Origin of the sequence: Pseudomonas izuensis (assembly GCF_002356535.2) — a bacterium.
In the GTDB taxonomy this organism is placed as follows: domain Bacteria; phylum Pseudomonadota; class Gammaproteobacteria; order Pseudomonadales; family Pseudomonadaceae; genus Aquipseudomonas; species Aquipseudomonas izuensis.
The window spans coordinates 4341773-4368106 of record NZ_AP017423.2 but is presented as its reverse complement, the minus strand read 5'-3'; the positions used below and the strand labels follow the sequence as shown (position 1 = coordinate 4368106).

Genomic DNA, 26334 nt, shown 5'->3' with positions numbered 1-26334 from the left:
CAGGCGCAGATGAAACCCATCAAACTGATCGTATTCGGTCTGGCATTGGCAGCCGCAAGCTTTTGCGCTCACGCCTACGAATCCGATCTTCACTACGGACTGACCTACTGGCTGGCCACTCAAGCGGGCTTCGATCCCCTGCAAAGCCAGGAAATCGCACGGCAAAACGAACTCACCGACACCGGCATGCTCGACGCCAAGCATGCCATTATCTGGGACCTCTGCATCCTGCAGGATACAAGAGCCAGTTTGTTGACCCGGGCACTTCATTTTCGTGCCAAGCGTGAGCCTCCGGCGAGTCCGGCAGAGCGGCCGGTCAATTCCACCGCTCGCTATGCGATGGGGCAGTCCAACAGCATGATCGTCGAGCCCCATCATGAAGACCCTGATCTTCAGAGCAAATTCGGTCAGGCACTCCACGGCTGGCAGGACTCTTTTTCCCATGCGGGCGTCAGCAATACTTTCTTCCTGTGCCCGGACAACTGGATCTGGTCGCACCCGGTCGACAAGGGCAGTGTGTTCTCCCACGCCGCGGATCAGACCTGGATGGACGTGAAGAAATGCACGATGGCCGCGTCCAGCACCTATGACCTCTTGCTCCGGTATCGAGCGCCATTGACACTCGGTACTCAACCCAAGGATTGGAAAGACCTGGTAGCGCCGGTTGACGCCTTCTGCCGGGCGTCGACCAAGGTGCAAAAAGCAGACTGGTTCAAGGCCGAGCGCGTACCCCAAGCCGAGGCCATCGCGAAAAACACCAGCCTGGACGACGGCGGCCACAGTTTCTTCAAGGCGCCCAGGATTGACTTGCGCCGTGGCGTTCCCTCGCTCAATGCAGTCCCGGCAAACGTACCCGAGTATGAGCAACAGGAACCGGGCTGGCTGCCGGCTATCGAGATGGATGAGAAACTCCAGGCGTTGCTGATGAATCCGCAGACCAACGCATCGCCGCAGGCGCAAGCCTATGCACGGGGATTCCTGAAGGCCTGGCTCACCGCGCCGCCGGACCAACTGCCAGAAGCACTTGCCCCGTTCCTGGGGAAGAGGGTCCTCAGCCAGGATGACGAGTTGATCACGCGCTTGCGGCGCCTGCGCCTTAAAGACCAAGGGCACCCGGAAGCGGCGAATGCCAAGTCAGGGCGTATCAACCCGGACGATTACGTCACGCTCAATGGCGACAACTGGACCACTGGGCTGATCCCGGTCCGCGGGTCGAAAGCCGAAGCACTCGTCACAGACTGGGGGCATGAAATCCTGGTAATCGCCATTCTGAGAAATGCCCCCAACGAAGTGCTGATGGTCGTGACCACCCAGGATTTTGAACCCAAGGCGATATCGAGTCTGATTTTTCACTGAGTGGTGCTGCACGGGAGCAGGTCCCCCCTGATCCCCTGTAGGCGCTGGCTTGTCGGATCGCCGCACCGCAGCGAAGACGGCGGATCAGCCAACAATGATGTGGAAGGCAAGCGCACTTTCAATAACCCCCTCGGCCTGATTGATGTGCAACGCCGCCATCACCATCAAACCCACACCCAGGCAACACCGCATGAACCGCGTGCCGCCGATGGCGCGATACAACGCCGTCAACACCACACTCGTGCCACCGCCCACCAGCAGCGCCTGTAAGAACGTGTCGTGCCAGAACGCCAGACCCAACGCGAAGACAAACATCAGCCAGATCAGGCCCAGCATGATCCTGTCGGCTTTGCGGTAGTGCTCAAGGAAGCGAGGGGGGAAGGGCATTCCTGCTGACTCCGTGTCACTGAACGGAGTGAGGCAGAGGGGATGGTGCTTGGGTAAGTCAGACATTGGCCCTGTGGCGAGGGAGCTTGCTCTTGTAGCGCTCGAGTACGGGAACGGTGCAACGGGAGCAAGCTCCCTCGCCACAGGGTCATTGACTGTTTTTGGTTTGGTTGAGGTGTCTGTGAGAAGTGGGGAGAGCGTAGCTGTTAGCCATCATCTTGGAGCGGGCGACGTCGTTCGGGGGACACATTGGCAGAAATAGAGGCAAGTCATGCTGAATCGGCGGGGTGGCGTTGGGAACCAACCGTACTGCAACCGGTCTTGCCGTATCAAAACGAAAAAGCCCGGCTGATCAGGCCGGGCTTTTTTGTGTGCGATATTGCGATTCAATCAAGCGACTCGGTTGCCTTGCAGGTGGTCGGAACCATCGGCGGCGACACGATTGCCTTGCAGGTGATCGGAGCCATCGGCGGCGACACGATTGCCTTGCAGGTGATCGGAACCATCGGCGGCGACGCGATTGCCTTGCAAGTGGTCGGAACCATCAGCTGCGACGCGGTTACCTTGCAAGTGGTCGGAGCCATCGGCGGCGACGCGGTTGCCCTGCAGGTGGTCAGAGCCATCAGCCGCCACAGCGCGCTTTTCGATCAGGCGATCAGAACCGCCCTCAGCCACACGGCTTTCAATCAGACGATCCGAGCCGCCTTCAGCGACCACAGGTTGAGTCGAAGTCGCGGCGAAAGCGTTCACTGCGAAAACCGAGAAAGCGATGCTGAGGAGGGTCTGGCGTTTCATGATCGTGTGCTCCGGGGTGTAATGGGTTGGTATGGAGCAGATGTTACGCCGCGGATTTTTTAAGAGAACTTCATTGATGTGATGGTGAACATCGATGGTATCGATAGGGCGAGTGGTCTGCCGCTGGTGAGCGTGATGATGGCGTACCTTGGCCAACCGGTTTTTTGCAGCCATTGATTACATTGCGTATCAACTGTAATGCGCGATAGCGTCATTATCAGGAGTGCAAAACACAAATACAGTCAGTCGGAGGATCCTGTATCAAGCCCGCCGGATTAACGGGTGGTGCAGGTGACGATGTTAATTTATTGACTGCGTAGTTGAGGTGTCTTTGATGATTCAGCGCACGATGAAAACTACTTTCCTGGCAACACTTCTTCTCGCAAGTGCAGCCATGCCATTCGTCCAGGCACAACCATTGCCACTCGGTAAAACCGGTGCTTTATATAATGAAGAGGTGGAATGGCGCAGCTTTCCAGCTTTCCCCAAAGAAGTAAAACTGGCCGTCCTGGTTGGCGACCCCAGCAAGCCAGCACCCTACGTTGTGCGAGTCAAAGTGCCAAACGGCATCAAACTAATGCCCCATACACATCCTGAAGATCGTATCTATACCGTTATGTCCGGTGTTTTCTATATTGGTTTCGGTTCTGTCTTTGATCCGGACAAGCTGGTTGCTTATGGTCCGGGTAGCGTGGTGATACTCCCGGCTAATACACCACACTTCCACTGGGCCAGATCAGGAGAGTACATCTCACAAGTTTACGGATTCGGCCCGCTGGGCATCGAGTATATCGATAGCCATGATGATCCTCGTAATACATCGAAGTGACACCTGCTCGCGAAGACGATCTACAAGCCAGTCAGACTTTTGTGAATGTACCCAATCCACGTAGGAGCAAGGCTCGCCAGCGAAGGCGGCCAGACAGCCAACCAATCTCCCGCAGATGTATTCGGTTCAACTGTGGGAGCGAGCCTGCTCGCGAAGACGGTTGCTCAGTCACCAATGGCATTGAATGCAACGCCGCGATCGTCAGATCACCGTCCGGAGCAAGCTCGCTCACAATAAGGTTTCGAGAAATTGCGCCGACCAGTGTTTCATCTTTTCGGCAATGAAAAGGAGCAAAATACCAGCCAAAATAAATCCGTCCCTTTATTCCTCTGCGAAGGCTCAGTGAGGTCGTAGTGATTCGTTTCGAAAGACAATTGGGCAGTTGAACACGAAAAAACCCGGCTGATCAGGCCAGGTTTTTTTTGTGTTTCGGTCAGGCGATTTGTTTATGCGACACGGTTGCCATTCAGGTGATCTGAACCATCAGCGGCCACGGTGTTGCCTTGCAAGTGGTCGGAGCCGTCGGAGGCCACGGTGTTGCCTTGCAAGTGGTCGGAGCCGTCGGAGGCCACGGTATTGCCTTGCAAGTGGTCGGAGCCGTCAGAGGCAATGGTATTGCCTTGCAGGTGATCAGAACCATCGGCAGCAACAGCGCGTTTTTCGAGCAGGCGATCCGAACCACCTTCAGCCACACGGCTTTCAATCAGACGATCCGAGCCGCCTTCAGCGACCACAGGTTGAGTCGAAGTCGCGGCGAAAGCGTTCACTGCGAAAACCGAGAAAGCGATGCTGAGGATGGTTTGGCGTTTCATGATCATGTGCTCCGGGGGGTGTTGTCAGTTGGTATGGAGCAGATGTTACGCCGCAGGATTTTTAAGAGAACTTCATTGAGTTGATGGTGACTATTGATGCAGTCAATGGATGCAAAAACAGGACTTTTTGTAGCGGCAGGCGCCAGCTGCTACAAGCTGTGCGTACGCCAGTGGCTACTGCTCTGTGACGGGCATCAGGTGTTCTTCTAGCCATCGAAGCGTAGGCGCCAATCAAAAGTCATGAAAAACCCGGCTGATCAGGCCGGGTCCTTCGTGCGAACTGACCTGCCTGGTCTACAGCCTCACCGCAAAAAAACGGAGATCTGCTATTGCATTAGTAATCTACAGTTCACTGATGGCAGGTTGTCATAGGGAGGCCTGATGATGCGAAGTTCACTTGTGCATTCGAGACTTTGTTTTTGTTGTTTAGTGAGTGTTGTAACAATGGGGCTGACCGCTTGCTCCAGCAACGCCCCCCCTAAACAAATCATTCGGCCACCTGAGGATGACAGTGAAACTTCGACTGTGCGTATCACTACCAATTGGAAAGAGCACGCGCTTAGCAAAGTGGGGTGCATGGAGCACGCCAAAGCCGTTCTGACACAAGCGAAATATTTTGTTGACGCAGGGGAACGCTCAATCTTTGGGTTGCGTGAAGGCATGACGTTTTCAATTCGCTGCGACTACGAAGGCGTTGCTTTTTTCGCCGTGGCTTATCGCCACAGACCAAGTGTTGAAACTCAGAATCGGATTATGGACGAAGTCATGACGCGGTTTTAAGAAACTCAGGCCAGCGGTACAGGGTTTTATTATGTGCCCATCGCGACTCGAAAGTATGTATGAAGGTCAAGGCGTCACAGCGGGAGCAAAAACCGGGGGCGGGCTTATTTAGTGGTCGGGGAAATAACGGGCGCGCTCGGCGCCCGTTTTCATTTACTCCGCAGTCTGCGCCCGCAAACGCCGCCCGATTACATCCATCAAGTCACACCCATCGCGCAACGGAATGGCCAACAGCTTGGAAAAGTCCGACAACACCACCGTGTCGCAGCCAATCTCAGCGCGAAAGGCAATGTTCTCCAGCACCTGCGTAACCGCACGAATCCGGTAATCCGCCGTGGCTTGCAGAACGTCGAGTGGGGCTTGGGTGTCGATGAGCTGGGAGGCCGGAACCAGGTCGATTCCGGTGAGAGGCATGTATCTTTCCATGGTTGAAACTCTCTGTTTGATTGGCTTGTCGCTATCACTCAGTCGTCGCCAAACGATTGGGTGGCAGCTGTGCGCAGGTTGGCGAACCGGGAACAGAGAAACCGGCAGACCCGAAGGTCTCCCGCGCACAGCCGCCATGACAGCGGCTTTGCGGGTGCGATGATACCTGCAATTAAGCGGATAGCTCTCGCATTCTCTGTTATCAGGTCGCCAAACCTGAATCGCCATTTGGGCGACGGGGTGGACTATAAGTCACACAAGATCAGCCCAGATAGGTGAGCACTTCCGAACTTCATGTAGGACCCGTGTTGATGAAACTTCAGACCTTTCACCTCCCTCCACTGGCATTCCAAACACAGACCTGAGATGTTCATCGCCCCCGTGGTTTCAGCCACCGAAGCTATCCTCAATCAACACGCCAGCACCCGAGACGGACCCTCAATGCAAACCCCAACCAAACCCCAACGTTCCCTCTGGCAAACCTACCTCCTGTTCCTCGCCCCGATGGTCCTGTCGAACTTCCTGCAATCCATGTCCGGCACCGTCAACAGCATCTACATCGGCCAAATGCTCGGCACCCAGGCGCTGGCCGCTGTGTCGGGCATGTTCCCCATCGTGTTCTTCTTCATCGCCCTGGTCATCGGCCTCGGCGCTGGCGCCGGGGTGCTGATCGGCCAGGCCTGGGGTGCGCGGGAGCCGCATCTGGTGAAGGCCATTGCCGGCTCGACGTTGTTGTTGGGGCTGTTGATCGGCTTGGTGGCGGCGGTGGTGGGCAGTGTGTTTGCGCGGTCTTCGTTGGTGGGGTTGGGGACGCCGGGGGATGTGCTGGACGATGCGGTTTCGTATGCCCACGTGATGTTGTGGTTCATGCCGTCGCTGTTGGTGTTTGTGTTGTTCACGCAGTTGCTGCGTGGGGTGAGCGACACGTTTTCGCCGTTGTTGGCGTTGCTGGTGTCGACCGTCATCGGGCTGGCGCTGACGCCGGTGTTGATTCGCGGCTGGTTCGGCTTGCCGATGTTGGGGATTCAGAGTGCGGCGTTTGCCGGGTTGGCGGGGAACCTGGCGGCGATGGGGTGGCTGGCGTGGCGCTTGATTCGCAAGGGGCATCCGTTGGCGCCGGATCGGGAGTTTTTTGCGGCGATGAAGCTGGATTGGGTGATCCTTGGCAAGGTGCTGCGCATCGGCTTGCCGACCGGGTTGCAGATGGTGGTGTTGTCGCTGTCGGAGTTGGTGATTCTGGCGTTGGTGAACCAGCACGGTTCCCAGGCGACGGCGGCGTACGGGGCGGTGACGCAGATCGTCAATTACGTGCAATTCCCGGCGCTGTCGATTGCGATCACGGCGTCGATCCTTGGGGCGCAGGCGATCGGGGCGGGGCGCATCGAGCGGATCGGGCCGATTTTGCGCACGGGGTTGATGATCAACGTGTGTTTGACCGGTGGGCTGGTGGTGTTGGGGTATTGGCTGTCGCACTGGCTGCTGGGCTCGTTCCTCACCGAGGAGGGGACGCGGAGCATGGCCGAGCACCTGTTGCACATCATGCTCTGGAGCCTGTTGGTGTTTGGCTTTCAGGCGATCATCGGCGGAATCATGCGTGCCAGTGGAGCGGTGATGGTGCCGGTGGCAATTTCGATTGTGTGCGTGGTGGGCGTGCAGTTGCCGGTGGCGTATCTGCTGGATGCGCGGTTCGGGTTGCAAGGGGTGTGGATGGCGTTTCCGGTGGCGTATCTGGGGATGCTGGCGTTGCAGACGCTGTATTACAAAATGATTTGGCAGCATCAGAAGATTGAGCGGTTGGTGTAGGGGCTTGAGAGGTGTGTATTGCTGCTGGCGTCATCGCGAGCAGGCTCGCTCCTACAGGGATCTGCTTGCCGCCGGCCACCGTCGCGCCGAGAATTCATGGGTGGGGTGAAGTGTTAACCGACAGGCGTGATCGCCTGGGGAGGTTTTCAAATGAATCATTCATCGCAAACCATCCTGCAAAATCGCGCCGCCGCCGGTCGGCGCCTGGTGGAACCGCTGCTCCCATACGCCCGTCGCGCCGATGTCATCGTCCTGGCTTTGCCCCGTGGCGGGGTGCCGGTGGCTTATGAGGTGGCCACGGCCCTGGCGGTGCGCCTGGACCTGATGCTGGTACGCAAGCTCGGGGTGCCGTCGCACCAAGAGTTCGCCATGGGCGCCATTGCCGGTGGCGGCATTCAGGTTCTCAACGAACAGGCGTTGCGGGCGCACCCGATTGATAAAGCCGCGTTCGATGCCGTGGTCGCCCGGGAGACGCGGGAACTGGCGCGCCGTGAGCAGGCGTATCGCGGATCCCGCGCGCCGTTGCAACTCAAGGATCAGGTGGTGATCCTGATCGACGACGGCCTGGCAACCGGCGCGTCGATGATGGCAGCGATCCATGCAGTGCGCGAGCACGGGCCGTCGCGGATTGTCGTCGCCGTGCCCGTGGCCCCCATTGAAACCGCCGAGGCGTTGCGCAGTGAAGTGGATGAGCTGATCTGCCCGCTGATCCCCGATTGGCTGATGTCCATCGGTTATTGGTACATGGATTTTTCCCAGACGTCGGATCAGGAGGTCATGGATCTATTGCAACGGGCGTGGCAGCGAGAGGCTGGCGACAGCGCGTCATGAATGTGATGGCGTCGGCTGTTCAAGGTGGAATAAACAACTGTTCTTTGCTTTAGTCCTCCTGATGCCGGCTTGTGTGTACGGCACTTCAACCCATGAGGGCGCCCCGGCCCGGAGTGTTCCATGAACTCTCGATTCCCGCGTTTCCCTGCTTTGCTCGCTATCGTGGCACTCGGTGTGTTGCCCGACGCTGGTGCGGTCGAATACACCGACGTCAACCCCACGGCCAGTACCATCAGTTTCACCTACAACCAGATGGGCTCGAGGGTCTATGGCACCTTCGGCAAGTTCCAGGGTTCCCTGCAGTTCGATACCCGCCACCCCGAAGCGGCGCACGCCAAATTGACCATCGACCTCGAAAGCATCGATGCCGGCAGCGAAGACGCCAATACTGAATTGCAAAAGCCGGCGTGGTTCGACACCGCCCAATATCCGGTGGCGACCTTTGAGTCGGCCCGATTCAAGGCCATTGGCAACAACCGCTACCAGATCACCGGCAAGCTCACACTCAGAGGGCTGAGCCGGGAAGTGTCGGTACCGGTCTTGCTGAAAGAGGAAAACGCCATCGGCATTTTCGAAGGCGAGCTGAAGCTGGAGCGCAATGATTTCAAGATCGGTGAAGGCGAATGGGCCGATACGGTTGTTTCCAACGAGATCAATATCCGCTTTCGGATGGTCGCTCCGCAGCGCTAGTGGGTGGGCACGCCCAATCCGAGTGAGCGCATTCGCGACGTAAACGATCAACGCCCGGTCCACATTGCATGGACCGGGCGCCAGTCAACGTTACATCAGTGCGCCGCGATGGGCGCCGTCACCGACTTGCCGAAGGTCGAGGTGATGGTCACGGTCGGGTTCGGTGTCGGGCCGGCGCCGGTGGTGCTGGCCGATACCCTCCAGCGAGCCCCGGTGCCGGTCGGCGTGAGGATCGCGTTACCGAGGTTGAGCGGGCCGGCGGTCGTCGTCGCCGTGACCGTCAGCGTGTTGCCCGTACCCCGTGAAGTGGTCCCGGCCAGGTCCCAGGTGTAGCGGTTGTTGCTGCGCACGGTGACGGTCGCACTGGTCACCACCAGGTCTTCGTTGACCGCCGGTGCAGGCGTCACCGCCACGGAGACGGTTGCCGGTGGCGAGACCGCATCCTTGGCATCGCTGGCCTGGTAGGTGAAGGTCGCGGTGAACGGCGCGGGGGCAGTGGCTGGTGGTGTGTAGATCACACGCACGCCGTCGGTGGTGACCGTGCCCTGGCCGGAGTCCGGTTGACTCAGGCCCACCACTTTGAGCGGCAGGTTACCGTCCGGATCGGTGTCGTTGGCCAACACGTTGATGGTCACCGCTTGCCCGTTGCTGCTGGCCGCGCTGTCAGGATTGGCCACGGGTTTTTTGTTCTCGCCTTCGTTGTTGTTATCGTCACCGGTGCCACCGCTGCGGAAGGTCGGCAGCGCCGCGGTGTTCACGTAGGTGACGCCGTCCCAGCCGGGCAGGGGCGTTGGCATCAACTGGAACTGACCCGGGTGCTCGACATCCCAGCGCAGCAGCATCGAGTTGTCTTCGTGCTGGGTGTTGTGGCAGTGCTCCATGTAGGTGCCGGCAAACTCGCGGAAGTGAATCGCCATTTCCACATCCACCGAACTGTCGAGGCCGTCGCCGATGCGGTACACGTCCTTGCGCGCCCATTTTTCCCATTCCGGCGGTGCCTTGCCGTCGCGGCTGAGGATGATCCCTTCCTCGAAGTGCACGTGCACCGGATGGCTCCAGCCGTTGCCGCCATTCTTGATTTTCCACACTTCGAGGGTGCCGTCACCGGAGAAGCCGGCATCGGTCGGGCCGTTGGCCAGTTGCGGGGCGGCACTCAGGCGGCGAGGGTCCATGGTGTAGCCAAAGCCACCGTCGGTCTTGACGGTCCATGGCGCTTCGTCGGTGCCATCGGAGCGACCGAACGTGAACTCGCGATGCCGCGCCACTTTGAGCTTGGCCTGGTCGGCCGGGTTATCACGATCGATGGTCAATGGAATCATGAATTTGCCTGCCGCCTTGCCTGGCTTGGCGGGCTCGTAATCGGCCGGGTTCATGCTCACATCCGTGCCGCTGTAAGGCTGCACGATCAATTGCAGGAACTTGCCCACCACCGGGTCGCCCTTGTCCCACTCCGGTCCTTTGCTGCCCTGTTTGATCACCGCCTTGTATTTCTCGGACAGCACGTCGGCCAGGCTCAGCGCGTTTTTCTCAGGACCCTTGCCGGTCTTGTGCTCCAGGAGGTTGACGAAGTACAGCTTGTCGCCGACGTTGATCCCGTTTTTCGCGAAGTTGACGATGATGTCGTAGCGTTCGGCGATGCCTTGCACCGGCAAGATGGCGTTGTGGTTTTGCAGGTTACCGTCGCCGTCCAGGTCCATGCTGCCGTCGAACGGCACCGTATGGGCCATGAGGTTGCCGTCGTTGGCGATCATGTGGAACGGTACGCGATTGTAGGACACGTTGGAGCCGGAAGGCCCCGGGAACTCACCGCTGTTGCCGGCCACTTCACGCACCAGGGCAATCTTCACGTAGCGCGATACCGAGCCGTTGAGAATGCGGAAGCGGTAGCTGCGTGCGCGCACTTTGAGTTTCGGCTGGTACTGCCAGTTGACCAGCATCTGATCGCCGAGGAAGCCGTCGGTGTTGAACGGGTTGAACCACAGTTGGCCGTTGGCGTCCCAGGCCTTGTCGGCCACCACCAGGTTGACGTCGTAGTCACGGTTGCCCCAGGGCAGCGCCGAGCCGCTGGGCAGGCGCAGGTTGACGCCGTCTTCGATTGCCTCGTTACCGCGATCCAGCGCGCTGTAGTAGTTCATCATCACCGCGTTGCCCTTGTAGACGTTCTGCGCGGTGAAATCGAGCATGTGATCGTGGAACCAGTGGGTGCTCATGGTTTCGCGCCAGTCGCCGCGAATCTTGATGGTGCCGTTCTGGCAGGTCTTCAGCCCTGGCGTGGCATCGTTGACGAACAAGGTTTCGCCCGGCGCGCACGGGAAGGCCGCGCGTGGGTCCGACGCGGTGGTGTTGATGGTGTCGTAACCGGCCAGCTGCATCGGCCAGCGATAGTCGTAGTACTGCCCCGGAAAGAAAAACGCGTTGGCGTAGCCATCACTCTCGGCAGGGGAGTGGCCGTTGTGTTCGTGGGTGCTGATGGTGTGCAGGCCGAACCCCATGTTGGCGGCGGGGTCGATCGGCAGGGCGTTGTAATGACGCATCATCAGGGGTTGGCCATAACGCACCATGAGCAGTTTGGGCGGCACGGTGCCGTCGAAGGTCCACAGCGCATTGTGATTCTGCACCGGCATGTTCGAATGGAAACGCACGTCGATGCCCTTGGTGGTGCCTATCGTGGTGGGGATGTCGGAGGTCTGGTAGTAAAGCCCGCCAGGGCCGAATTCACCGACGGCGTAGTTGTGCAATTGCTTGCGGTCGCGCAAGCCCATGTTGGTCCGGGCGCCGGCTTGCACGGTTTTGTAGGCGGTCTGCGGATAGAACTCGTTCCAGCGCTGGTGCGACCAGCCTTTTCCTGGTGGACGGCCTTCGGCCGGCGAACCTACCGGGTGGCGGTTGAGGAAGGCTTCGATCTGCGCCTGCCAGGGGTTGCGGTCCAGCACGTTGGAGTACTGCGACGGATACGGGAACAATCCCGGTTGGCGCATGAAAGCCTCCAGCGCGGCGCTGGATGGACCACTGCGGGCGATGCTGTTCGGGTCCTGTTGCGGCGCCGGGCCGGCGGTGGGGACCGGGAAGGTCAAGGTCGGTGGCGGAGTCGTCGGGTCGAGTTTTTCCGGGCCGAATTCTTCGAACAGCAGCAATTGCTGGGTGAAGGGTTGCGCCCCGAACAACGGGCTGGGTTTGCCGTTGGTGGGGTAGTTGAACGAGGTCTGCGCGGACGGCGGCAGCACGTTGTCGGCACGGGGTGTGTTCTTGTCGCCGTACACGCCGTTGGGCAGGGCGATCGAGCCCTGGTTGGCTTCGGGCATGGATTTCAAGGCTTCCAGTTCAGCCGCTGCTTCAACCGGATCGGTGGCTGGATTGGAGTAGGCCGAGGGGTCTGTCGGTGGCGGCTGGCTGACATCGTCGATGGGGGCTGCGCTGACTGAGGTCAGGCTGGCGGTGATCAGCATGACAGAGGCCACGCTGGACCTCCGCAAGAAGCTGATCGAACTGAATACGGGTGTTGTTCTTTTCATATGATTCCCCTGAGATTTGCCAAATTGGCGAATCCGCCATCCCGACGTGGGGGACGACTGCACTTGCGGTGCAAGGGCCGGTGCAACTGTTGGGCCATCATCGAGCACTAGGACAAAAGTCCCGATTAATTAGCAAGTTGTTTCAGAGTGTTGCTCCGGTGTGGCGGTCAGTGGTGGGGAATATTCCTCAGTTACGGGGAAAATTCCCTTATTTCATTGGGTTACTTTCACCACTCGCGGGTGGGCTGGGCAAAATGAGTGGCTCGCATAAGTAAACGAGAGGCATTATCAAATGATTTGCCCGGGCATCAGACGCCTTTGCAGGCAAGTCGGAGCAATGCCGTTCGGCGCGGTATGATAGGCAACCCCGCGACGAACGCTTTGCACCCATCCCCGGAGTCAGCCCCCGCAATGCCCCAGATCACTCATTTCAAAACCCCGTGCCCCGAGCACATCAACAGCCAGATCCTGCAGATGGTGGTGGACAACCTGACCGACATCAGCATGGTCGCGATCCCTCCGAGCAATCTGTTGTACAACGTTTACCAATACGCGATCGGCTACGAGGTTCACCTGTATCTGGAGGCGTTGAACGGGGCGAAAGGGATCGATGTGGAGTTGATTGTCGCCACCGACCTGGATGACCCGGAGCAGGTCGTCGGATTCCTGTTGTACCTGCCCGTCAAGGACGATCCCGAGGCGTGCGGCGTGGCTTACATGGCGGTGCATGCCAGCCATCGGCGCCAGGGCGTTGCACGCAGGATGCTGCGAGAAATGGTCGGTCGATATCCCCATGCCGAACTGACGTGCGCGGTGGCCAAGGTGCCGTATTTCGAGGCGATGGGTTTTGAAGTGGTGGGCGTGCGCGCGACCCAGGTATTGATGAACACCCGCGACCACGGCAGCGACGGCTTGATGGCGCTGCTGGACGTGGCGTCGATCTACAGCTCGCTGGAGGTGCGGCAGATTCATACGTACCTGCTGCAAAAACACGGCAAGCGGGCAATGGTCGATGCGGAGAAGCAGCGGGACCGGCATCTGGACCAGCTGACGCGCAAAGCCAATGAATTCGTGCGCGAGCGGTTGGGGGAGGGGGCGGTGCCGGTGAGTGGGCCGCGGTTGCGGTTGGTCTGATTACCCTCTGCCAACTCGGTCAACTGTGGGAGCGAGCAGGCTCGCTCCCACAAGTCATCTGCATCCGGCCTCAGGATCAGGACAACTTCACATTCATCGTAATCCGCGCCGTGAACACCTTCTTGCCTTCAACATCGTGAATGTCCACCGGCACGATCTTGTCGCCCTCCGTCGTCCAGTCCACCGCCTCGCCATCAGCCACCGCCGTCACATCACTCTTGGCCTTGGCCAGGTATTCCACCGTCATGCCTTTGGGAATCCAGCGCGCGCCTGCGGGGATGGACACGTCGGTCATCATTCCGGCGGCCAGTTCGGCGGCGTTGCACATCGCAATCGCGTGAACGGTGCCCAGGTGGTTGGTGATCTCCCGGGCAAACGGCACCTGAACGATGGCCGAGCCTTTGCGCAGGTCGGTGACCAGGGGGTTGATGGTGGAGAAATAGGGCGCCACCTGGCAGGCCATTTTGCTGAATGATTCCGGGCCTGCGCTGTTGAACATGCTGAGGAACTGACTCATGTTGAAGCCTCTTTGATAGATGTATTGGCAGAATAGTATTCTGTAACAGAACAATGTTCTGTAACGGAACAGTATTCTGTCGAAGAGAAATCTGTCAACCTAGCGCCACTTTCCCGTTGGCGATCGCCAGCCTTCACCCATGCATTTTCCGGTCTGTGTTGAGTATGGAAACTTCAGATTTACTCGAGCGCTGCTACCCCGGCCGCCGCGCCGAACTCAAGCGCGACATCTTTCGCAAGGCCTTGAAACTGTTCAACGAGCAGGGAATCGAGGCCACGACCATCGACATGATCCGCGCTGAATGCGACACCAGCGTTGGCGCGATCTATCACCACTTCGGCAACAAGGAAGGCCTGGTGGCCGCGCTGTACTTCACTGCGCTGGACGACCAGGCCAGGCTGCGCGACAGCTACATGGCCGACGCCGCCACCACCCGGGCGGGGGTGCACGCCCTGGTGTACAGCTACGTGGATTGGGTCGATAGCCAGCCAGAGTGGGCGCGCTTTCAATACCACGCGCGATTTGCCGTGACCAAGGGGCCGTTCAAGGACGAACTCGCCACCCGCAACAAGGCGCGCAACAAGCAACTGATGGAGTGGCTGTTTGACTCGGCGCGCCGAGCTGAAATGGGGGACATTCCGGCTGAGCTGATACTGTCGCTGATCATCGGGCAGGCCGACAGTTACTGCCGCGCCTGGTTGTCGGGCCGGGTCAAGGGCAGCCCGAAGGCGTACCGGGAGATGCTGGCCGAGGCCGCCTGGCGCTCGGTCGCCGCTACCGAAACCCAATGAATCATCCCCCCCTGTGGGAGCGAGCCTGCTCGCGATAGCGGTGTATCAGGAACATCAACGTTGACTGACACACCGCTATCGCGAGCAGGCTCGCTCCCACAAGGGGGGGTGTTGGTTTTCAGAAGGTTAAAAAAGAGCCTCAAAGCTCTTTGATGGGGAGAAGTGGAGCCATTGAGGCTCAAGATGCGCATGAAGCAGGCGGTGAGCTTGATAGGGGTTCAGTACACTCACCACCTACGCAACGGCTTGGGCAAGCAAGCGGTTGCGCAACTTCATCGTAGAAAGATGGGGGTTCGCCCTCAAGTACCGCTAGTCGAATCCCCCCACAAGTGTCAGCTTCTGCGAAGACCTTCACCCGGCCAACCGGCCTGATTCAGGGCCTTTAGCAGCGTTTCGGCATCCAGCCCCGGCACGGCATGTCCATTACCTTCGGTCGTTTCGGCGGCGAGCAGGGCATTGATGATGGCTTCCTCCACGGCTTCGGTCGCCGCCAGGAACAATTCGCTGATGTGATCGTTATTGACCATGCTCAGGTGGTCGGTGGTCGGCGCGCGTTTGCTCTCGTAGGCGGCGGGTGGCACGTGAGCGTTGCCGGTGGCGAAGGCAATGAAAATGTCGCCGCTGTGGTCCTCGTTGCCGCCGCCAGTGCGTGCCAGGCCAAGGCTGGCACGCTGCGCCAGGCGCGTGCATTGATGCGGCAGTAACGGTGCGTCGGTGGCCAGGCACACCACGATCGAACCCATGCCCGGGTGCGGCAATGAGGCCTTGAGAAACGGTGAATCGACCTGCTCCATGTAACGCCCGACCGGGTAGCCATCGACACGCAATTCGTTGCGGATGCCATGGTTGGCCTGGACGATGGCGCCGACGGTCCAGCCGCCCTGGGCGCTGTTCAAACACCGCGACGCGGTGCCGATGCCGCCCTTGAATTCGTGGCAGATCATGCCGCTGCCGCCGCCGACATTGCCTTCGGCCACCGGTCCGCCCACCGCCGATTGCACGGCCTGGGCCACGTGTTCGGGCTTTACATGAAAGCCGTTGATGTCGTTGAGCAAACCGTCGAAGGTTTCCAGCACCACGGGCATGTTCCAGTAGAGCCGCCCGTCATCCGGTTGCTGTTCACGGTCCACCACGATCAATGCGTCCCGCACCACGCCCAGGCTATGGGTGTTGGTGAAGGCGACCGGGCTGGTCAGCAGGCCGGCCTCGCGAATCCACTCAAGCCCCGTGGCGTCGCCGTTGCCGTTGAGCACATGGACACCGGCGAAGCACGGCTGCCGGCTGGCGGACCCTGCACGGGGTTCGATCACGGTGACGCCGGTCAGAATGTCGCGGCCGCTGGCGGTACGGCCTCGCACGTTGCTGTGGCCGACCCGTACGCCGGGCACATCGGTGATGGCATTGAGGGGGCCGGGTTGCAGTTGGCCAAATTGAATGTTCAGGTCGCGGGCACGTGGTTTCATGAGGTTCTCTTCTTCAAATGAGTGGCGCAAAGGTGAAGGGGATGGAGCACTGAACCTGTGGGAGCGAGCCTGCTCGCGATAGCGGTAGGTCAGGCAACATCAATGTTGAATTTGACGGCCCTATCGCGAGCAGGCTCGCTCCCACAGGGGATTGCGGTGTCTGGACTACTGTCCGTTTTTGACCTTGCTCCAGATCCGCGTGCGCACGCGTTCAGTGGCCGGTGGCAACGGCTGCAAGGTGAACAAGGTCGCCAGTGCCTCGGCAGATGGATACACGGCAGGATTGGTGCGCGTCGCTTCGGCCACCAACGCCGTCGCATTGCGGTTGCCGTTGGGGTAGTTGAGGTGATTGCTGACCGGGGCGATGACCTCGGCACGCATCAGGTAGTCGATGAAGGCCAGCCCCTGTTGTGGATGCGGCGCATCCTTGAGCAACACCAGCGTGTCAAACCACACCGGCGCGCCTTCCTTGGGCAGGCTGTAGGCGATCTTCACGCCGTTGCCGGCCTGCTCGGCGGTGGCCTTGGCTTCCAGCATCGCCCCGGACCAGCCCACTGCCACGCAGATATTGCCGTTGGACAGGTCGCTGATGAATTTCGAGGAGTTGAAGTAGGCGATATGCGGGCGCAACTTGAGCAACAGCGCTTCGGCTTTCTTGTAGTCCTCGGGGTTGGTGCTATTGGGCGGCAGGCCGAGGTAGTGCAGGGCGACCGGCAGCATTTCCGAGGGCGAGTCGAGCATCGCCACGCCGCATTCACCGAGTTTGGCCAGGTTCTCTTCCTTGAACACCAGGTCCCAGGAATCCACCGGCGCCTTGTCACCGAGCACCGCGCGCACTTTGTCGATGTTGTAGCCGATGCCGTTGGTGCCCCACAGGTACGGTACCGCGTACTGGTTACCCGGATCGTTGTTGGCCAGTTTCGCCAGCAGGTCGGTGTCCATGTTCTTGAAATCCGGCATCTCGGCACGGGGTAGCGGGGCCAGCGCGCCGGCCTTGATCAGGGTCGGCAGGCTGAAGTTGCTGGCCACCACCACGTCGTAGCCACTGCGGCTGGTCAGCAGTTTGCCTTCCAGCACTTCGGCGCTGTCGAAGGTGTCGTAGACCGGCTGGATTCCGGTGTCGCGCTTGAAGTCATGCAGGGTGTCGGGGCCGATGTAGTCATACCAGTTGTAGACGTGAACGGTCGGGCCTTCGGTGGCAACCGCCGACAGCGAAACCGCCAGGCAGGCGCCCAACCCCAGATTGAAATACGAGCGGTGACCACTCATGATGCGGCACTCCTGGCCTGCTACGGCCGGTAATATTCAGGAGCTTGCAGAGTATCGACCGGGGTGGCCGTTACCCATTCCCATCATGGGTTACTCGAAAGGGGTAGTGAGTGGACGCGTTGTTGAAAGAGTTGCCGCTGCACCAGGGGCTGGCGCGGGTGTTCGGCGCGATCGGCGAGGACGGATTCTGGCGTGCGCTCATCGATACCTTGCGACTGCTGGTGCCGATGGACAACGCATTGGTGGCAGTGATTCAGCCGGGAAGGGTGCCGCGCCTGCTGATCGACTTCGACTCCAAGGGCAGTGGCGAGCATGAAGATCTGGCGGATTATTGCGCCGGCATGTACCTGCTCGATCCGTTTTACCTGGCGGTCTGTGCCGGCATCGCCGACGGTCTGCACAGCCTCGATTCGGTGGCCCCCGATCAGTTCCAGCAGAGCGAGTACTACCTCAGTTACTTCCGCTCGGTGGTCGGCGGTGACGAACTGCAATTCATGATCAACGTCGACGGCGCCGTGCTCGGCCTGTCCCTGGGACGCTCGGCGCGCTTCACGCTGGAAGAGCAGGGCCGCCTGCTGTGCGTGCGTGACTGGGTATTGGCCGCCATGCGCCGGCACCTGCAATTGCTGCCCCCGCAAGGCCCGGTGGCCGAATCGGTGGCCGGCGATCTGGCGACCCTGCTCGATCGCTTCGACGCGCGCCTGTCGGTGCGCGAAATCGAAACCGCCCGACTTATCCTCCAGGGCTTCTCCAGCAAGGCCATCGCCCAGCAAATGGGCATCTCCCCGGAAACGGTGAAAGTGCATCGGCGCAACCTGTATCACAAGCTCAATGTGAACGGGCATGGGGAGTTGTTTGCGTTGGTGTTGCAGCCGCGATAAGCCGGATTTTTTGGTGGCCCATGCCGGCCCCTTCACGAGCAGGCTCGCTCCCACAGTTGAAATGCATTCCCCTGTGGGAGCGAGCCTGCTCGCGATGGCGGCGACTCGGTCTTACTGCCGGAACACCAAAGCCTTCAACCCACACTCAAGATCGGCATCGGGAAACTCCGGCGGATTGCCCAGCCGTTGCTCGAAGCGCAGGCTCGGCGCTTCGCGGGTCACGCCGTCGATGAGGAAGTCAGCGCCGAATGCCGGGTCGTTCATGCAGGCCAGCACCGTACCTTGCGGAGTCAGCAATTCCGGGAGGCGACGCAATACGCGCTGGTAATCCTTGGTCAGCAGGAAACTGCCTTTCTGAAAAGACGGCGGGTCGATGATCACCAGGTCGTACGGGCCCTTGCCGATCACCTTGCCCCAGGACTTGAACAGGTCGTGACCGAGAAAGGTGACGTTGCCAAGGTCATGTCCATTGAGCCGGTGGTTGTCGCGGCCACGGCTCAAGGCCGGGCTGGACATGTCCAGGTTGACTACGTGGGTGGCCCCCCCTTCGATAGCCGCCACCGAGAAACCGCAGGTGTAGGCGAACAGGTTCAGTACCCGTTTGCCCTCGGCATTGGCCCGCACCCAGTCGCGGCCATAACGCATGTCGAGGAACAGACCGGTGTTTTGTTTGCGGCCAAGATCCACCCGATATTTCAGTCCGCCTTCGGTGATGGTCATTTCCTCGATGACATCCCCCAGCAGCCATTCAGTGGTGCTTTGCAGCAGGTAGCGATGTTGCAGCAACAGCGTATGCGCACCCGATTCTGCCCACTGCGCTGACTGGATGATCGCCATCAGCAACTGCTTCAAGTCCTCCAGTTGCGAAGTTTCTGGCTCCTTGAACAGCGCCACCAGCACCACACCCTGCAACCAGTCCACGGTCAACTGCTCCAGCCCCGGCCAGCAGCGACCACGGCCGTGGAACAGGCGGCGGGTTTCGGCGGGGGCGGCTGCCAGGGCGGTCAGCAAATGCGCTTGGAGAGTGGCGAGGGCGTCTGGGTTCATCGGTCAAGGGTCGGCAATTTTGAGGGGGCGGCATTTAACCATAGTTGCACCATCAGCGGATCACATAACCCCCTGTGGGAGCGAGCCTGCTCGCGAAGGCGGTGTGTCAGTCAACATTAGTGCCGAATGGTATGCCGTCTTCGCGAGCAGGCTCGCTCCCACAGGGTTTGCCACAGAGTTTTTGAAGGCTGCGAGTTATCACGAATAATTTAACTCTGCGTGAGGATTTGGCGATCTTGTCGCTCCCATACTCGGCTCCAACGAACAACAACAAGGAGCCCGGACATGTCGCAGTCAACTGCTTCACCCAAGGCCAGCCACCCCCGTTGGCTGCGGCTCACCCATTGGCTGAACGCCCTGGCGGTGCTGGTGATGGTCACCAGCGGTTGGCGCATCTACAACGCCTCGCCGCTTTTCGACTTCAGCTTCCCGAAATCGATCACCCTCGGTGGCTGGCTCGGCGGTGCCTTGCAATGGCACTTCGCGGCGATGTGGTTCCTGGTGATCAACGGCTTCGCCTATCTGCTCATCAACCTGCTCAGTGGCCGACTCAAACGACGTTTTTTTCCGGTCTCGCCCAAAGGCGTCCTGCATGACCTGTGGTCAGCGTTGCGTGGAAAACTCGGTCACGCTGACCTGAGCCATTACAACCAGGTGCAACGGCTGGCGTACCTGTTCGTAATGGTCGACATCACGTTGCTGGTGATCTCCGGGCTGGTGCTGTGGAAGTCGGTGCAGTTCCCGCTGTTGCGTGAGCTGCTGGGCGGCTACGAGGCGGCGCGGTATGTGCACTTCATCGCCATGTCGCTGTTGGTGGCGTTTGTGGCGGTGCATCTGGTGATGGTTGCGCTGGTTCCAAAAACGCTGGTGGCCATGATCGTCGGTCGCAAGGAGTCCGTATGAAAAAGTCCAACCTTGATGAGTCGTCGATCCTGACCGACGCTCGCAAAATCCTCGCGCCGCAGATCGAAGACCGCTCCCGCCGCTCTTTCCTGCTGCGTGGCCTGACCCTCGGCGGCGTGGCCATGTTGTCCGGCTGCAACCTCACCGACAACGAAAGCGTCGAAACCGCGTTGTCGTCGATGTCGCGCTTCAACGATCGGGTGCAGGGCTGGCTGTTCAACCCCAATGCCATGGCACCGACCTATCCGGCGTCGATGATCACCCGGCCGTTTCCGTTCAATGCCTTCTACGGCATCGACGAAGCACCGACGGTGGAGGAGGAGGGTTATCGCCTGGAAGTTACCGGCCTGGTCGCGGACAAGCGCAGCTGGCGTCTCGAAGAGTTGCGCGCCATGGCGCAGACCGAGCAGATCACCCGGCACATCTGCGTCGAAGGCTGGAGTGCGATCGGGCGCTGGGGCGGCGTGCGCTTCAGTGATTTCCTCAAGCGCATCGGCGCCGACACAGACGCCAAATACGTCGGCTTCAAGTGTGCCGACGATTACTACACCAGCATCGACATGGCCACTGCGTTGCATGCGCAAACCCTGCTGACGCTGACCTATGACGGTGCGGTACTGCCGCGCGAGTACGGCTTCCCGATGAAGCTGCGCATGCCCACCAAGCTTGGCTACAAGAACCCCAAACACATCCAGGCGATTTTCGTCAGCAACACCTACAGCGGTGGCTACTGGGAAGACCAGGGCTACAACTGGTTTGGTGGCAGCTGACGAAGCCTGGACACTTCACCCTCAAAAACGAGCAAGGAGTTTCATCATGAAAAAGCTGACCACTGTTGCACTGTCCATGTGCCTCGCAATCGGCGCCGCCAGCGTATTCGCTGCCGACACCATGAGTAACGACGCAATGTCCAAAGACACCATGTCCAAGGACACCATGAAAAAAGACACGACCATGAAGAAGGATTCCATGGCCAAGGACACGATGAAGAAAGACAGCATGTCCAACGATTCCATGAGCAAGGACGGTATGAAAAAAGATGCCATGTCCAAGGATGCGATGAAGAAGGACGCTGTGTCGCAATAACCCCTTACACCACAATCCATTGTGGGAGCGAGCCTGCTCGCGAATGCGTAGTGTCAGTCAACATGGTTTCAGCTGACCCACCGCTTTCGCGAGCAGGCTCGCTCCCACAGGTTTTTTGCATGTCTTGAGAGGGTATGACCTGAAGTCATACCCCCATGATTTTATATGGTTACAGCCCCGCCAACCCCCAGTGTTAAAAAATCGCAAACCAGCTCATCAACAACAAAAAAGAGCGTTTGCAACCATGATCATTCATCACTGCCGCGTCTTCGCCAGCGACCTGCTGCGCTCTTCGAACCCCGACATTTACCACGCAATCCCTACGGTTTGCGTGCACCTCTGATCAACCCAACTCCCTGAAGAGTAAAAGCTCATGAAAGAACTCGATCTGTACATCGGTGAAGGTTTCGAAGGCCCTGGCGTGAACGCCGCGCACATCAACATCCTGATCGGCCCGCGCAACGGCCCGGCAGGGCAAGCGTTCGCCAATAGCCTGGCTTCGCCAAGCCAGGGCCATTGCCCGTTCATGGTCATCGCCCAGCCGAACATCCCGGTCAAGCCGATGACCCTGTATGTCAACAAAGCCGCGATCGGCAGCGACCTGCACGGCAACGCCACCTGGGGTGCATCCCAGGCCGGTATCGCCAAGGCCGTTCTCGAAGCGCTGCTGGACGGCACCTTGCCGCCGGAAGCCGAAGACGAATGGGCCATCGTCACCGCCAACTGGGTCAACCCGGCCTGCGACGACCTGGATGCGGTGTACCTGAACAACTACAACGCCTGCCGCACCGCGATCCGCGCCGCCCTGACCGGCAAGCCGGAAACCGCGCAGCTCAAGGATGTGGTCAACCACATCAGCAACCCTTTCTACACGCCAAAAGCCTGAGGTCCGCGCCATGCAATACATCCGTTTGGGCAACTCCGGCCTGCAAGTTTCCCGCCTGTGCCTGGGCACCATGAACATGGGTACTCCGGACTGGAAACCGTGGATCTTCGATGAAAAGAAAAGCGAGCCTATCGTCAAGTACGCGCTGGACAACGGTGTGAACTTCATCGACCTGGCGGACTTCTATTCCGCAGGCGTCGGCGAAGAAGTGGTGGGGCGCATCGTCAAGCGCCTGGTCCGTCGTGAAGACCTGGTGATCACCACCAAGGTCGGCTACGGCACCCGCGCCGGGATCAACGCCAGCGGCCATTCGCGCAAGCACATCATGGACAGCATCGACGCCTCGCTCAAACGCCTGGACATGGATTACGTCGACGTGTTCATGCTGCACTACTTCGACGTGAACACCCCGGTCGAAGAAACCATGAGCGCCATGAACGACATCGTGCGCTCGGGCAAGGCGCGCTACATCGGCGTGTCGACCATGCTCACCGGGCAACTGGCGAAAATCCTCATGGCCTGCGAGCGCAATGGCTGGGTCAAGCCGATCAACATGCAGCTGCAACTGAACTGCGCCTACCGCGAAGAAGAGCGCGAGATGATCCCGTTCTGCCGCGATCAGGGCATCGGTGTGTCGGTGTTCAGCCCGCTGGCCCGTGGCTTGTTGACCGGTGACGTGCAATCGACCCGCAACCAGACCGACTTCTTCACCCAGCAGATGTACAGCGACGAAGCCTCGTTCGAGATCGCTCATTCGGTGCAGCGCGTGGCCCGAGCCCGTGGCGTGTCCAACGCGCAGATCGCCCAGGCCTGGGTGGCCAATCATCCGGGCGTGGATTGCATGCTGGTCGGCGCCGACACCACCGAGCAGTTCGACAGCGCCCTTGCAGCACTGGACACCAAACTCGATGCCGAAGAACTGCATGAGCTGGAACGCAACTACACCCCGTGCGACGTGATCAACGATTACACCGCCGGCAAACGTATCCTGCGTTCGGCCCGTCCGGGTTCGGAACGCTTCACCCTGACCGAGGCCGTGGCATGAGCGCTCTGGTGCGGCACGGTAATTTCATCAATGGGCACTGGTTTACCGGCGAGGGGGTAAGCGCCGGGGCGACCTACCCGGTGCTGAACCCGGCCACCGGCGAGCTGATCGCCGATGTGCAGAAGGCTGGCGCCGAAGAAACCAAGCTGGCCATTGAAGCGGCCAATCGCGCCTTGCCGGCGTGGCGCAAGCTGACCGCCAAGGAACGCAGCCAGCGCATCAAGCGCTGGGGCGAGTTGATGCTGAGCAACCAGAAGGACCTGGCGACCTTGCTCAGCCGTGAGCAGGGCAAGCCGCTGGCCGAAGCCATGGGCGAAGTGGTCTACGCCGCCAGCTTTCTGGAGTGGTTTGCCGAAGAAGCCAAGCGCGCCTACGGCGATGTGATTCCGAGCCACAAGGCCGATGCGCGGATCATTGTGGTCAAGGAAGCCATCGGCGTAGTCGCGGCGATCACCCCATGGAACTTCCCGCTGGCCATGGTCACCCGCAAGGTCGGCCCGGCGCTGGCGGCTGGTTGCACCATGATCCTCAAGCCGTCGGAAGAAACGCCGCTATCGGCCTTCGCCCTGGCGGTACTGGCTGAGCAGGCCGGCATTCCAGCGGGTGTGTTCAACGTGGTCTCCGGCGATGCCGTGGCCATCGGCGGCGCGCTGCAAGCCTCCGGCATCGTGCGCAAACTGTCGTTCACCGGCTCCACCCGCACCGGCAAGTTGTTGATGCGCCAGGCGGCCGACACCTTGAAAAAGGTCTCGCTGGAACTGGGTGGCAACGCGCCGTTCATTGTCTTCGACGACGCGGATATCGACGCGGCGGTGAAGGGCGCGATGGCCTCGAAGTTCCGCAACACCGGGCAGACCTGTGTCTGTGTGAACCGCTTCTTCATTCAGGACGGCGTGTATGAAGCCTTTACCGGCAAACTCGCCGAAGCGGTGGCGGCAATGCGCGTGGGCAATGCCCTGGAAGGGGAAACCGAACAGGGACCGCTGATCAACACGGCGGCGCTGGCCAAGGTCGAGTTGCATGTCAGCGACGCGGTGGAGAAGGGCGCCAAGGTCCTGTGCGGTGGCCGTCGCCATGCGTTGGGCGGCACTTTCTACGAACCGACGATTCTCGCCGAAGCCAGCAGCGACATGCTGATCGCCCAGGACGAAACCTTCGGCCCGGTGGCCGCGTGCTTCCGCTTCAAGGACGAGGTCGAGGTGCTGCAACGGGCCAACGACACGCCCTACGGTTTGTCGGCCTACTTCTACAGCCGCGACATCGGCCGCGTGTGGCGCATGGCCGAAGGCCTGGAAGCGGGCATGGTCGGGATCAACGAAGGGATCATCTCCACGGAGGTGGCACCGTTCGGTGGCATCAAGGAATCGGGCCTGGGTCGCGAGGGTTCGAAGTACGGTCTGGATGACTACCTGGAAATCAAATACCTGTTGATGGGTGGCCTGTAAGGGGCCCCCCCCTGTAGGAGCAAAGCTTGCTCGCGATGACGGAGTGTCAGTCGAAGCCTGTGGTGCCTGACACTCCGTCATCGCGGGCAAGCCTTGCTCCCACAGAAGCAAAAAAAACCAGAAATATCGGTTTCATTTCTCCGTCAATAACAACAATTGGAGACTTACATGTCCGTACAACCGGTAAAAATCGACGACCTGCCCATCGGGCGCTTTCACATCAAGATCGCCGGCCTGACCTTCGGTGCGCATTTCACCGACGGCTACATCCTCGGCCTGATCGGCATTGCCTTCACCCTGCTGAGCCCACAGATGCAACTGGATGCTTTCTGGCAGGGCCTGATCGGCGCTTCGGCATTGATCGGTCTGTTCATGGGCAGTCTGTTTTTCGGCTGGATTTCCGACAAGGTCGGCCGGCAGAAAATCTTCCTGGTCAGCTTCGTGCTGATCACCCTCGCTTCAGTGATGCAGTTCTACGTGGAAACGGCGATGAGCCTGTTCCTCTGCCGGGTACTGATCGGCATCGGCCTGGGCGGTGACTTCAGCGTCGGTCACGCCATGCTCGCCGAGTTCGCGCCAAAGAAACATCGCGGGGTGTTGCTCGGTTCGTTCAGCGTGATCTGGACCTTCGGTTATGTGGCGGCGACCTTTGTCGGCACCGCGATGCTCAGCCTCGGCGACGATGCCTGGCGCTGGATGCTGGCTTCGTCGGCGATCCCGGCGGCACTGATCCTGATCGCACGCATCGGCACCCCGGAGTCGCCACGCTGGCTGGTCAATCAGGGGCGTATTGCCGAAGCGCGGGCAATCGTCAAGAAACACCTGGGCGACAACGTCGAACTCGACGAAACCCGTTCCACCGAAACCCGCTCCGGCTACGCCGTGCTGTTCAGCCGCGAGTACCGCAAGCGCACCGCGTTCAACTGCCTGTTCTTCGTCTGCATCGTCATGCCGTACTTCGCCATCTATACCTTCCTGCCGTCGATCCTGCAGAAGATGGGCCTGGCCGAAGGCTTCGGCACCGAACTGATGCTGAACATGCTGCTGATCCTCGGCGCACTGATCGGTATCTGGTGCACGATCAAATTCACCCGTCGCGGGTTCCTGATCAACTCATTCATCATTCTCGCCATCGCCCTGTTCCTGCTGGCGGTACTGCCAGGCAGCGCGGCGTTCCTGATGGTGCTGGTGTTCGGGTTGTTCACCCTGGTGTTGTCGGCGGTCAGTAACCTGGTGGGCGTGTTCCCGGCCGAAAGCTTCCCGACGGAAGTGCGTGCCAGCGGTATTGGCCTGGCGACGGCGGTGAGTCGCCTGGGCTCGGCGATCAGCACCTTCCTGCTGCCGGTGAGTGTGGCGGGGATCGGCCTGAGCCCGACCATGGGCATCCTGGCGGCGATCCTGGGGATTGGCGCGTTGTTGTCCTGGGCCTGGGCACCGGAGACCAAGTCGCTGACATTGAGCCAGGCGTGCAAGGCGCAGAGTCCGGTGGAGGGTGGTATGCATGTAGCCGGAAAGGCTGCAACACCGGTCTAACTACTGGCACGCCCCCTGTAGGAGCAAAGCTTGCTCGCGATAGCGCCGGACCATCCAACATATCCGTTGAATGACACGCCGCCATCGCGAGCAAGCTTTGCTCCTACAGGGGG

At 60.0% G+C, this 26334-nt stretch carries 24 protein-coding genes and 1 pseudogene; 16 read left to right on the top strand and 9 right to left on the bottom strand.

The genetic code is table 11. From position 1 onward, the window contains the following. Positions 1–9 precede the first annotated feature (9 nt). A complete protein-coding gene (locus LAB08_RS19230) occupies positions 10–1356 on the top strand; it encodes a hypothetical protein (protein WP_096510205.1) in 1347 nt (448 codons plus the stop codon). Positions 1357–1470: 114 nt separating this feature from the next. Here LAB08_RS19230 and LAB08_RS19225 read toward each other — a convergent pair. Both LAB08_RS19225 and LAB08_RS30415 read right to left on the bottom strand, forming a co-directional pair. Then, a pseudogene (locus LAB08_RS19225) lies at positions 1471–1743 on the bottom strand (methyl-accepting chemotaxis protein); the annotation flags it as partial. A gap of 390 nt (positions 1744–2133) precedes the next feature. Further along, positions 2134–2538, bottom strand: a complete 405-nt coding sequence (locus tag LAB08_RS30415) for a hypothetical protein (protein WP_096510206.1) — start codon at positions 2536–2538, stop codon at positions 2134–2136. Positions 2539–2872: 334 nt separating this feature from the next. Here LAB08_RS30415 and LAB08_RS19215 point away from each other — a divergent pair, with 334 nt between their 5' ends. Further along, positions 2873–3367 carry a cupin domain-containing protein gene (locus LAB08_RS19215; RefSeq protein ID WP_096510207.1) on the top strand — a complete coding sequence of 165 codons (495 nt, stop codon included), beginning with the start codon at positions 2873–2875 and terminating at the stop codon, positions 3365–3367. A gap of 446 nt (positions 3368–3813) precedes the next feature. Here the strand turns inward: LAB08_RS19215 and LAB08_RS19210 are convergent, their stop codons facing one another. Further along, positions 3814–4179, bottom strand: a complete 366-nt coding sequence (locus tag LAB08_RS19210; RefSeq protein ID WP_096515299.1) for a hypothetical protein — start codon at positions 4177–4179, stop codon at positions 3814–3816. Positions 4180–4755: 576 nt separating this feature from the next. On the opposite strand from LAB08_RS19210, the gene LAB08_RS19205 reads away from it, so the two are divergent. Next, entirely contained in the window at positions 4756–4959 is a 204-nt protein-coding gene (locus LAB08_RS19205) for a hypothetical protein (protein WP_147432565.1), read from the top strand. 153 nt (positions 4960–5112) lie between these two features. Here the strand turns inward: LAB08_RS19205 and LAB08_RS19200 are convergent, their stop codons facing one another. Continuing rightward, positions 5113–5385 (bottom strand): hypothetical protein, encoded by a 273-nt coding sequence (locus LAB08_RS19200; protein ID WP_096510209.1) that lies wholly within the window; start codon positions 5383–5385, stop codon positions 5113–5115. A 441-nt stretch (positions 5386–5826) separates the two neighbouring features. On the opposite strand from LAB08_RS19200, the gene LAB08_RS19195 reads away from it, so the two are divergent. From LAB08_RS19195 to LAB08_RS19185, 3 genes are all read left to right on the top strand, one after another. Next, positions 5827–7188, top strand: a complete 1362-nt coding sequence (locus LAB08_RS19195) for an MATE family efflux transporter (RefSeq protein ID WP_096510210.1) — start codon at positions 5827–5829, stop codon at positions 7186–7188. Positions 7189–7338: 150 nt separating this feature from the next. Next, positions 7339–8019 (top strand): phosphoribosyltransferase, encoded by a 681-nt coding sequence (locus LAB08_RS19190; protein ID WP_096510211.1) that lies wholly within the window; start codon positions 7339–7341, stop codon positions 8017–8019. A 120-nt stretch (positions 8020–8139) separates the two neighbouring features. Beyond that, entirely contained in the window at positions 8140–8709 is a 570-nt protein-coding gene (locus LAB08_RS19185) for a YceI family protein (RefSeq protein WP_096510212.1), read from the top strand. 95 nt (positions 8710–8804) lie between these two features. Here LAB08_RS19185 and LAB08_RS19180 read toward each other — a convergent pair whose 3' ends face one another. Then, a complete protein-coding gene (locus LAB08_RS19180) occupies positions 8805–12221 on the bottom strand; it encodes an Ig-like domain-containing protein (RefSeq protein WP_096510213.1) in 3417 nt (1138 codons plus the stop codon). Between the two features lie 411 nt (positions 12222–12632). On the opposite strand from LAB08_RS19180, the gene LAB08_RS19175 reads away from it, so the two are divergent. Next, on the top strand, positions 12633–13355 hold the full coding sequence (locus LAB08_RS19175; RefSeq protein WP_096510214.1) for a GNAT family N-acetyltransferase: 723 nt from the start codon (positions 12633–12635) through the stop codon (positions 13353–13355). Positions 13356–13431: 76 nt separating this feature from the next. Here LAB08_RS19175 and LAB08_RS19170 read toward each other — a convergent pair whose 3' ends face one another. Continuing rightward, positions 13432–13872 (bottom strand): hotdog fold domain-containing protein, encoded by a 441-nt coding sequence (locus tag LAB08_RS19170; RefSeq protein WP_096510215.1) that lies wholly within the window; start codon positions 13870–13872, stop codon positions 13432–13434. Positions 13873–14036: 164 nt separating this feature from the next. Between LAB08_RS19170 and LAB08_RS19165 the strand changes: the two genes are divergently transcribed. After that, positions 14037–14663 carry a TetR/AcrR family transcriptional regulator gene (locus tag LAB08_RS19165; protein WP_096510216.1) on the top strand — a complete coding sequence of 209 codons (627 nt, stop codon included), beginning with the start codon at positions 14037–14039 and terminating at the stop codon, positions 14661–14663. 332 nt (positions 14664–14995) lie between these two features. Here LAB08_RS19165 and LAB08_RS19160 read toward each other — a convergent pair whose 3' ends face one another. Together LAB08_RS19160 and LAB08_RS19155 are read right to left on the bottom strand one after the other, a co-directional pair. Further along, a complete protein-coding gene (locus tag LAB08_RS19160; protein WP_096510217.1) occupies positions 14996–16126 on the bottom strand; it encodes a DmpA family aminopeptidase in 1131 nt (376 codons plus the stop codon). Positions 16127–16291: 165 nt separating this feature from the next. After that, positions 16292–17395, bottom strand: coding sequence for an extracellular solute-binding protein (locus tag LAB08_RS19155; protein ID WP_096510218.1), 1104 nt, complete (start codon positions 17393–17395; stop codon positions 16292–16294). 110 nt (positions 17396–17505) lie between these two features. On the opposite strand from LAB08_RS19155, the gene LAB08_RS19150 reads away from it, so the two are divergent. Next, positions 17506–18276, top strand: a complete 771-nt coding sequence (locus tag LAB08_RS19150) for a LuxR C-terminal-related transcriptional regulator (RefSeq protein ID WP_096510219.1) — start codon at positions 17506–17508, stop codon at positions 18274–18276. Between the two features lie 111 nt (positions 18277–18387). On the opposite strand, the gene LAB08_RS19145 is transcribed toward LAB08_RS19150, so the two are convergent. Then, a complete protein-coding gene (locus LAB08_RS19145; RefSeq protein ID WP_096510220.1) occupies positions 18388–19323 on the bottom strand; it encodes a class I SAM-dependent methyltransferase in 936 nt (311 codons plus the stop codon). Positions 19324–19608: 285 nt separating this feature from the next. Here LAB08_RS19145 and LAB08_RS19140 point away from each other — a divergent pair, with 285 nt between their 5' ends. The 7 genes from LAB08_RS19140 (at position 19609) to LAB08_RS19110 (ending at position 26221) form a co-directional block, all read left to right on the top strand. Beyond that, complete coding sequence (locus tag LAB08_RS19140; RefSeq protein WP_096510221.1) at positions 19609–20226, top strand: cytochrome b/b6 domain-containing protein; 618 nt, start codon at positions 19609–19611, stop codon at positions 20224–20226. Then, positions 20223–20996, top strand: a complete 774-nt coding sequence (locus tag LAB08_RS19135; RefSeq protein WP_096510222.1) for a molybdopterin-dependent oxidoreductase — start codon at positions 20223–20225, stop codon at positions 20994–20996. Before LAB08_RS19140 ends, LAB08_RS19135 begins: the two co-directional genes overlap by 4 nt. A 46-nt stretch (positions 20997–21042) precedes the next feature. Then, positions 21043–21312, top strand: coding sequence for a pentapeptide MXKDX repeat protein (locus tag LAB08_RS19130; RefSeq protein WP_096510223.1), 270 nt, complete (start codon positions 21043–21045; stop codon positions 21310–21312). A gap of 373 nt (positions 21313–21685) precedes the next feature. Then, positions 21686–22198: a formaldehyde-activating enzyme gene (gene fae / locus LAB08_RS19125; protein ID WP_075948975.1), complete on the top strand. Its 513-nt coding sequence runs from the start codon at positions 21686–21688 to the stop codon at positions 22196–22198. A gap of 10 nt (positions 22199–22208) precedes the next feature. After that, positions 22209–23243: an aldo/keto reductase gene (locus LAB08_RS19120; protein WP_096510224.1), complete on the top strand. Its 1035-nt coding sequence runs from the start codon at positions 22209–22211 to the stop codon at positions 23241–23243. Further along, the gene (locus tag LAB08_RS19115; RefSeq protein ID WP_096510225.1) at positions 23240–24688 is read left to right on the top strand and encodes an NAD-dependent succinate-semialdehyde dehydrogenase; all 1449 of its coding nucleotides are present in this window, start codon (positions 23240–23242) and stop codon (positions 24686–24688) included. The genes LAB08_RS19120 and LAB08_RS19115 overlap by 4 nt, the downstream gene beginning before the upstream one ends. A gap of 168 nt (positions 24689–24856) precedes the next feature. Beyond that, the gene (locus LAB08_RS19110; protein WP_096510226.1) at positions 24857–26221 is read left to right on the top strand and encodes an MFS transporter; all 1365 of its coding nucleotides are present in this window, start codon (positions 24857–24859) and stop codon (positions 26219–26221) included. The last annotated feature ends 113 nt before the right edge of the window (positions 26222–26334 follow it).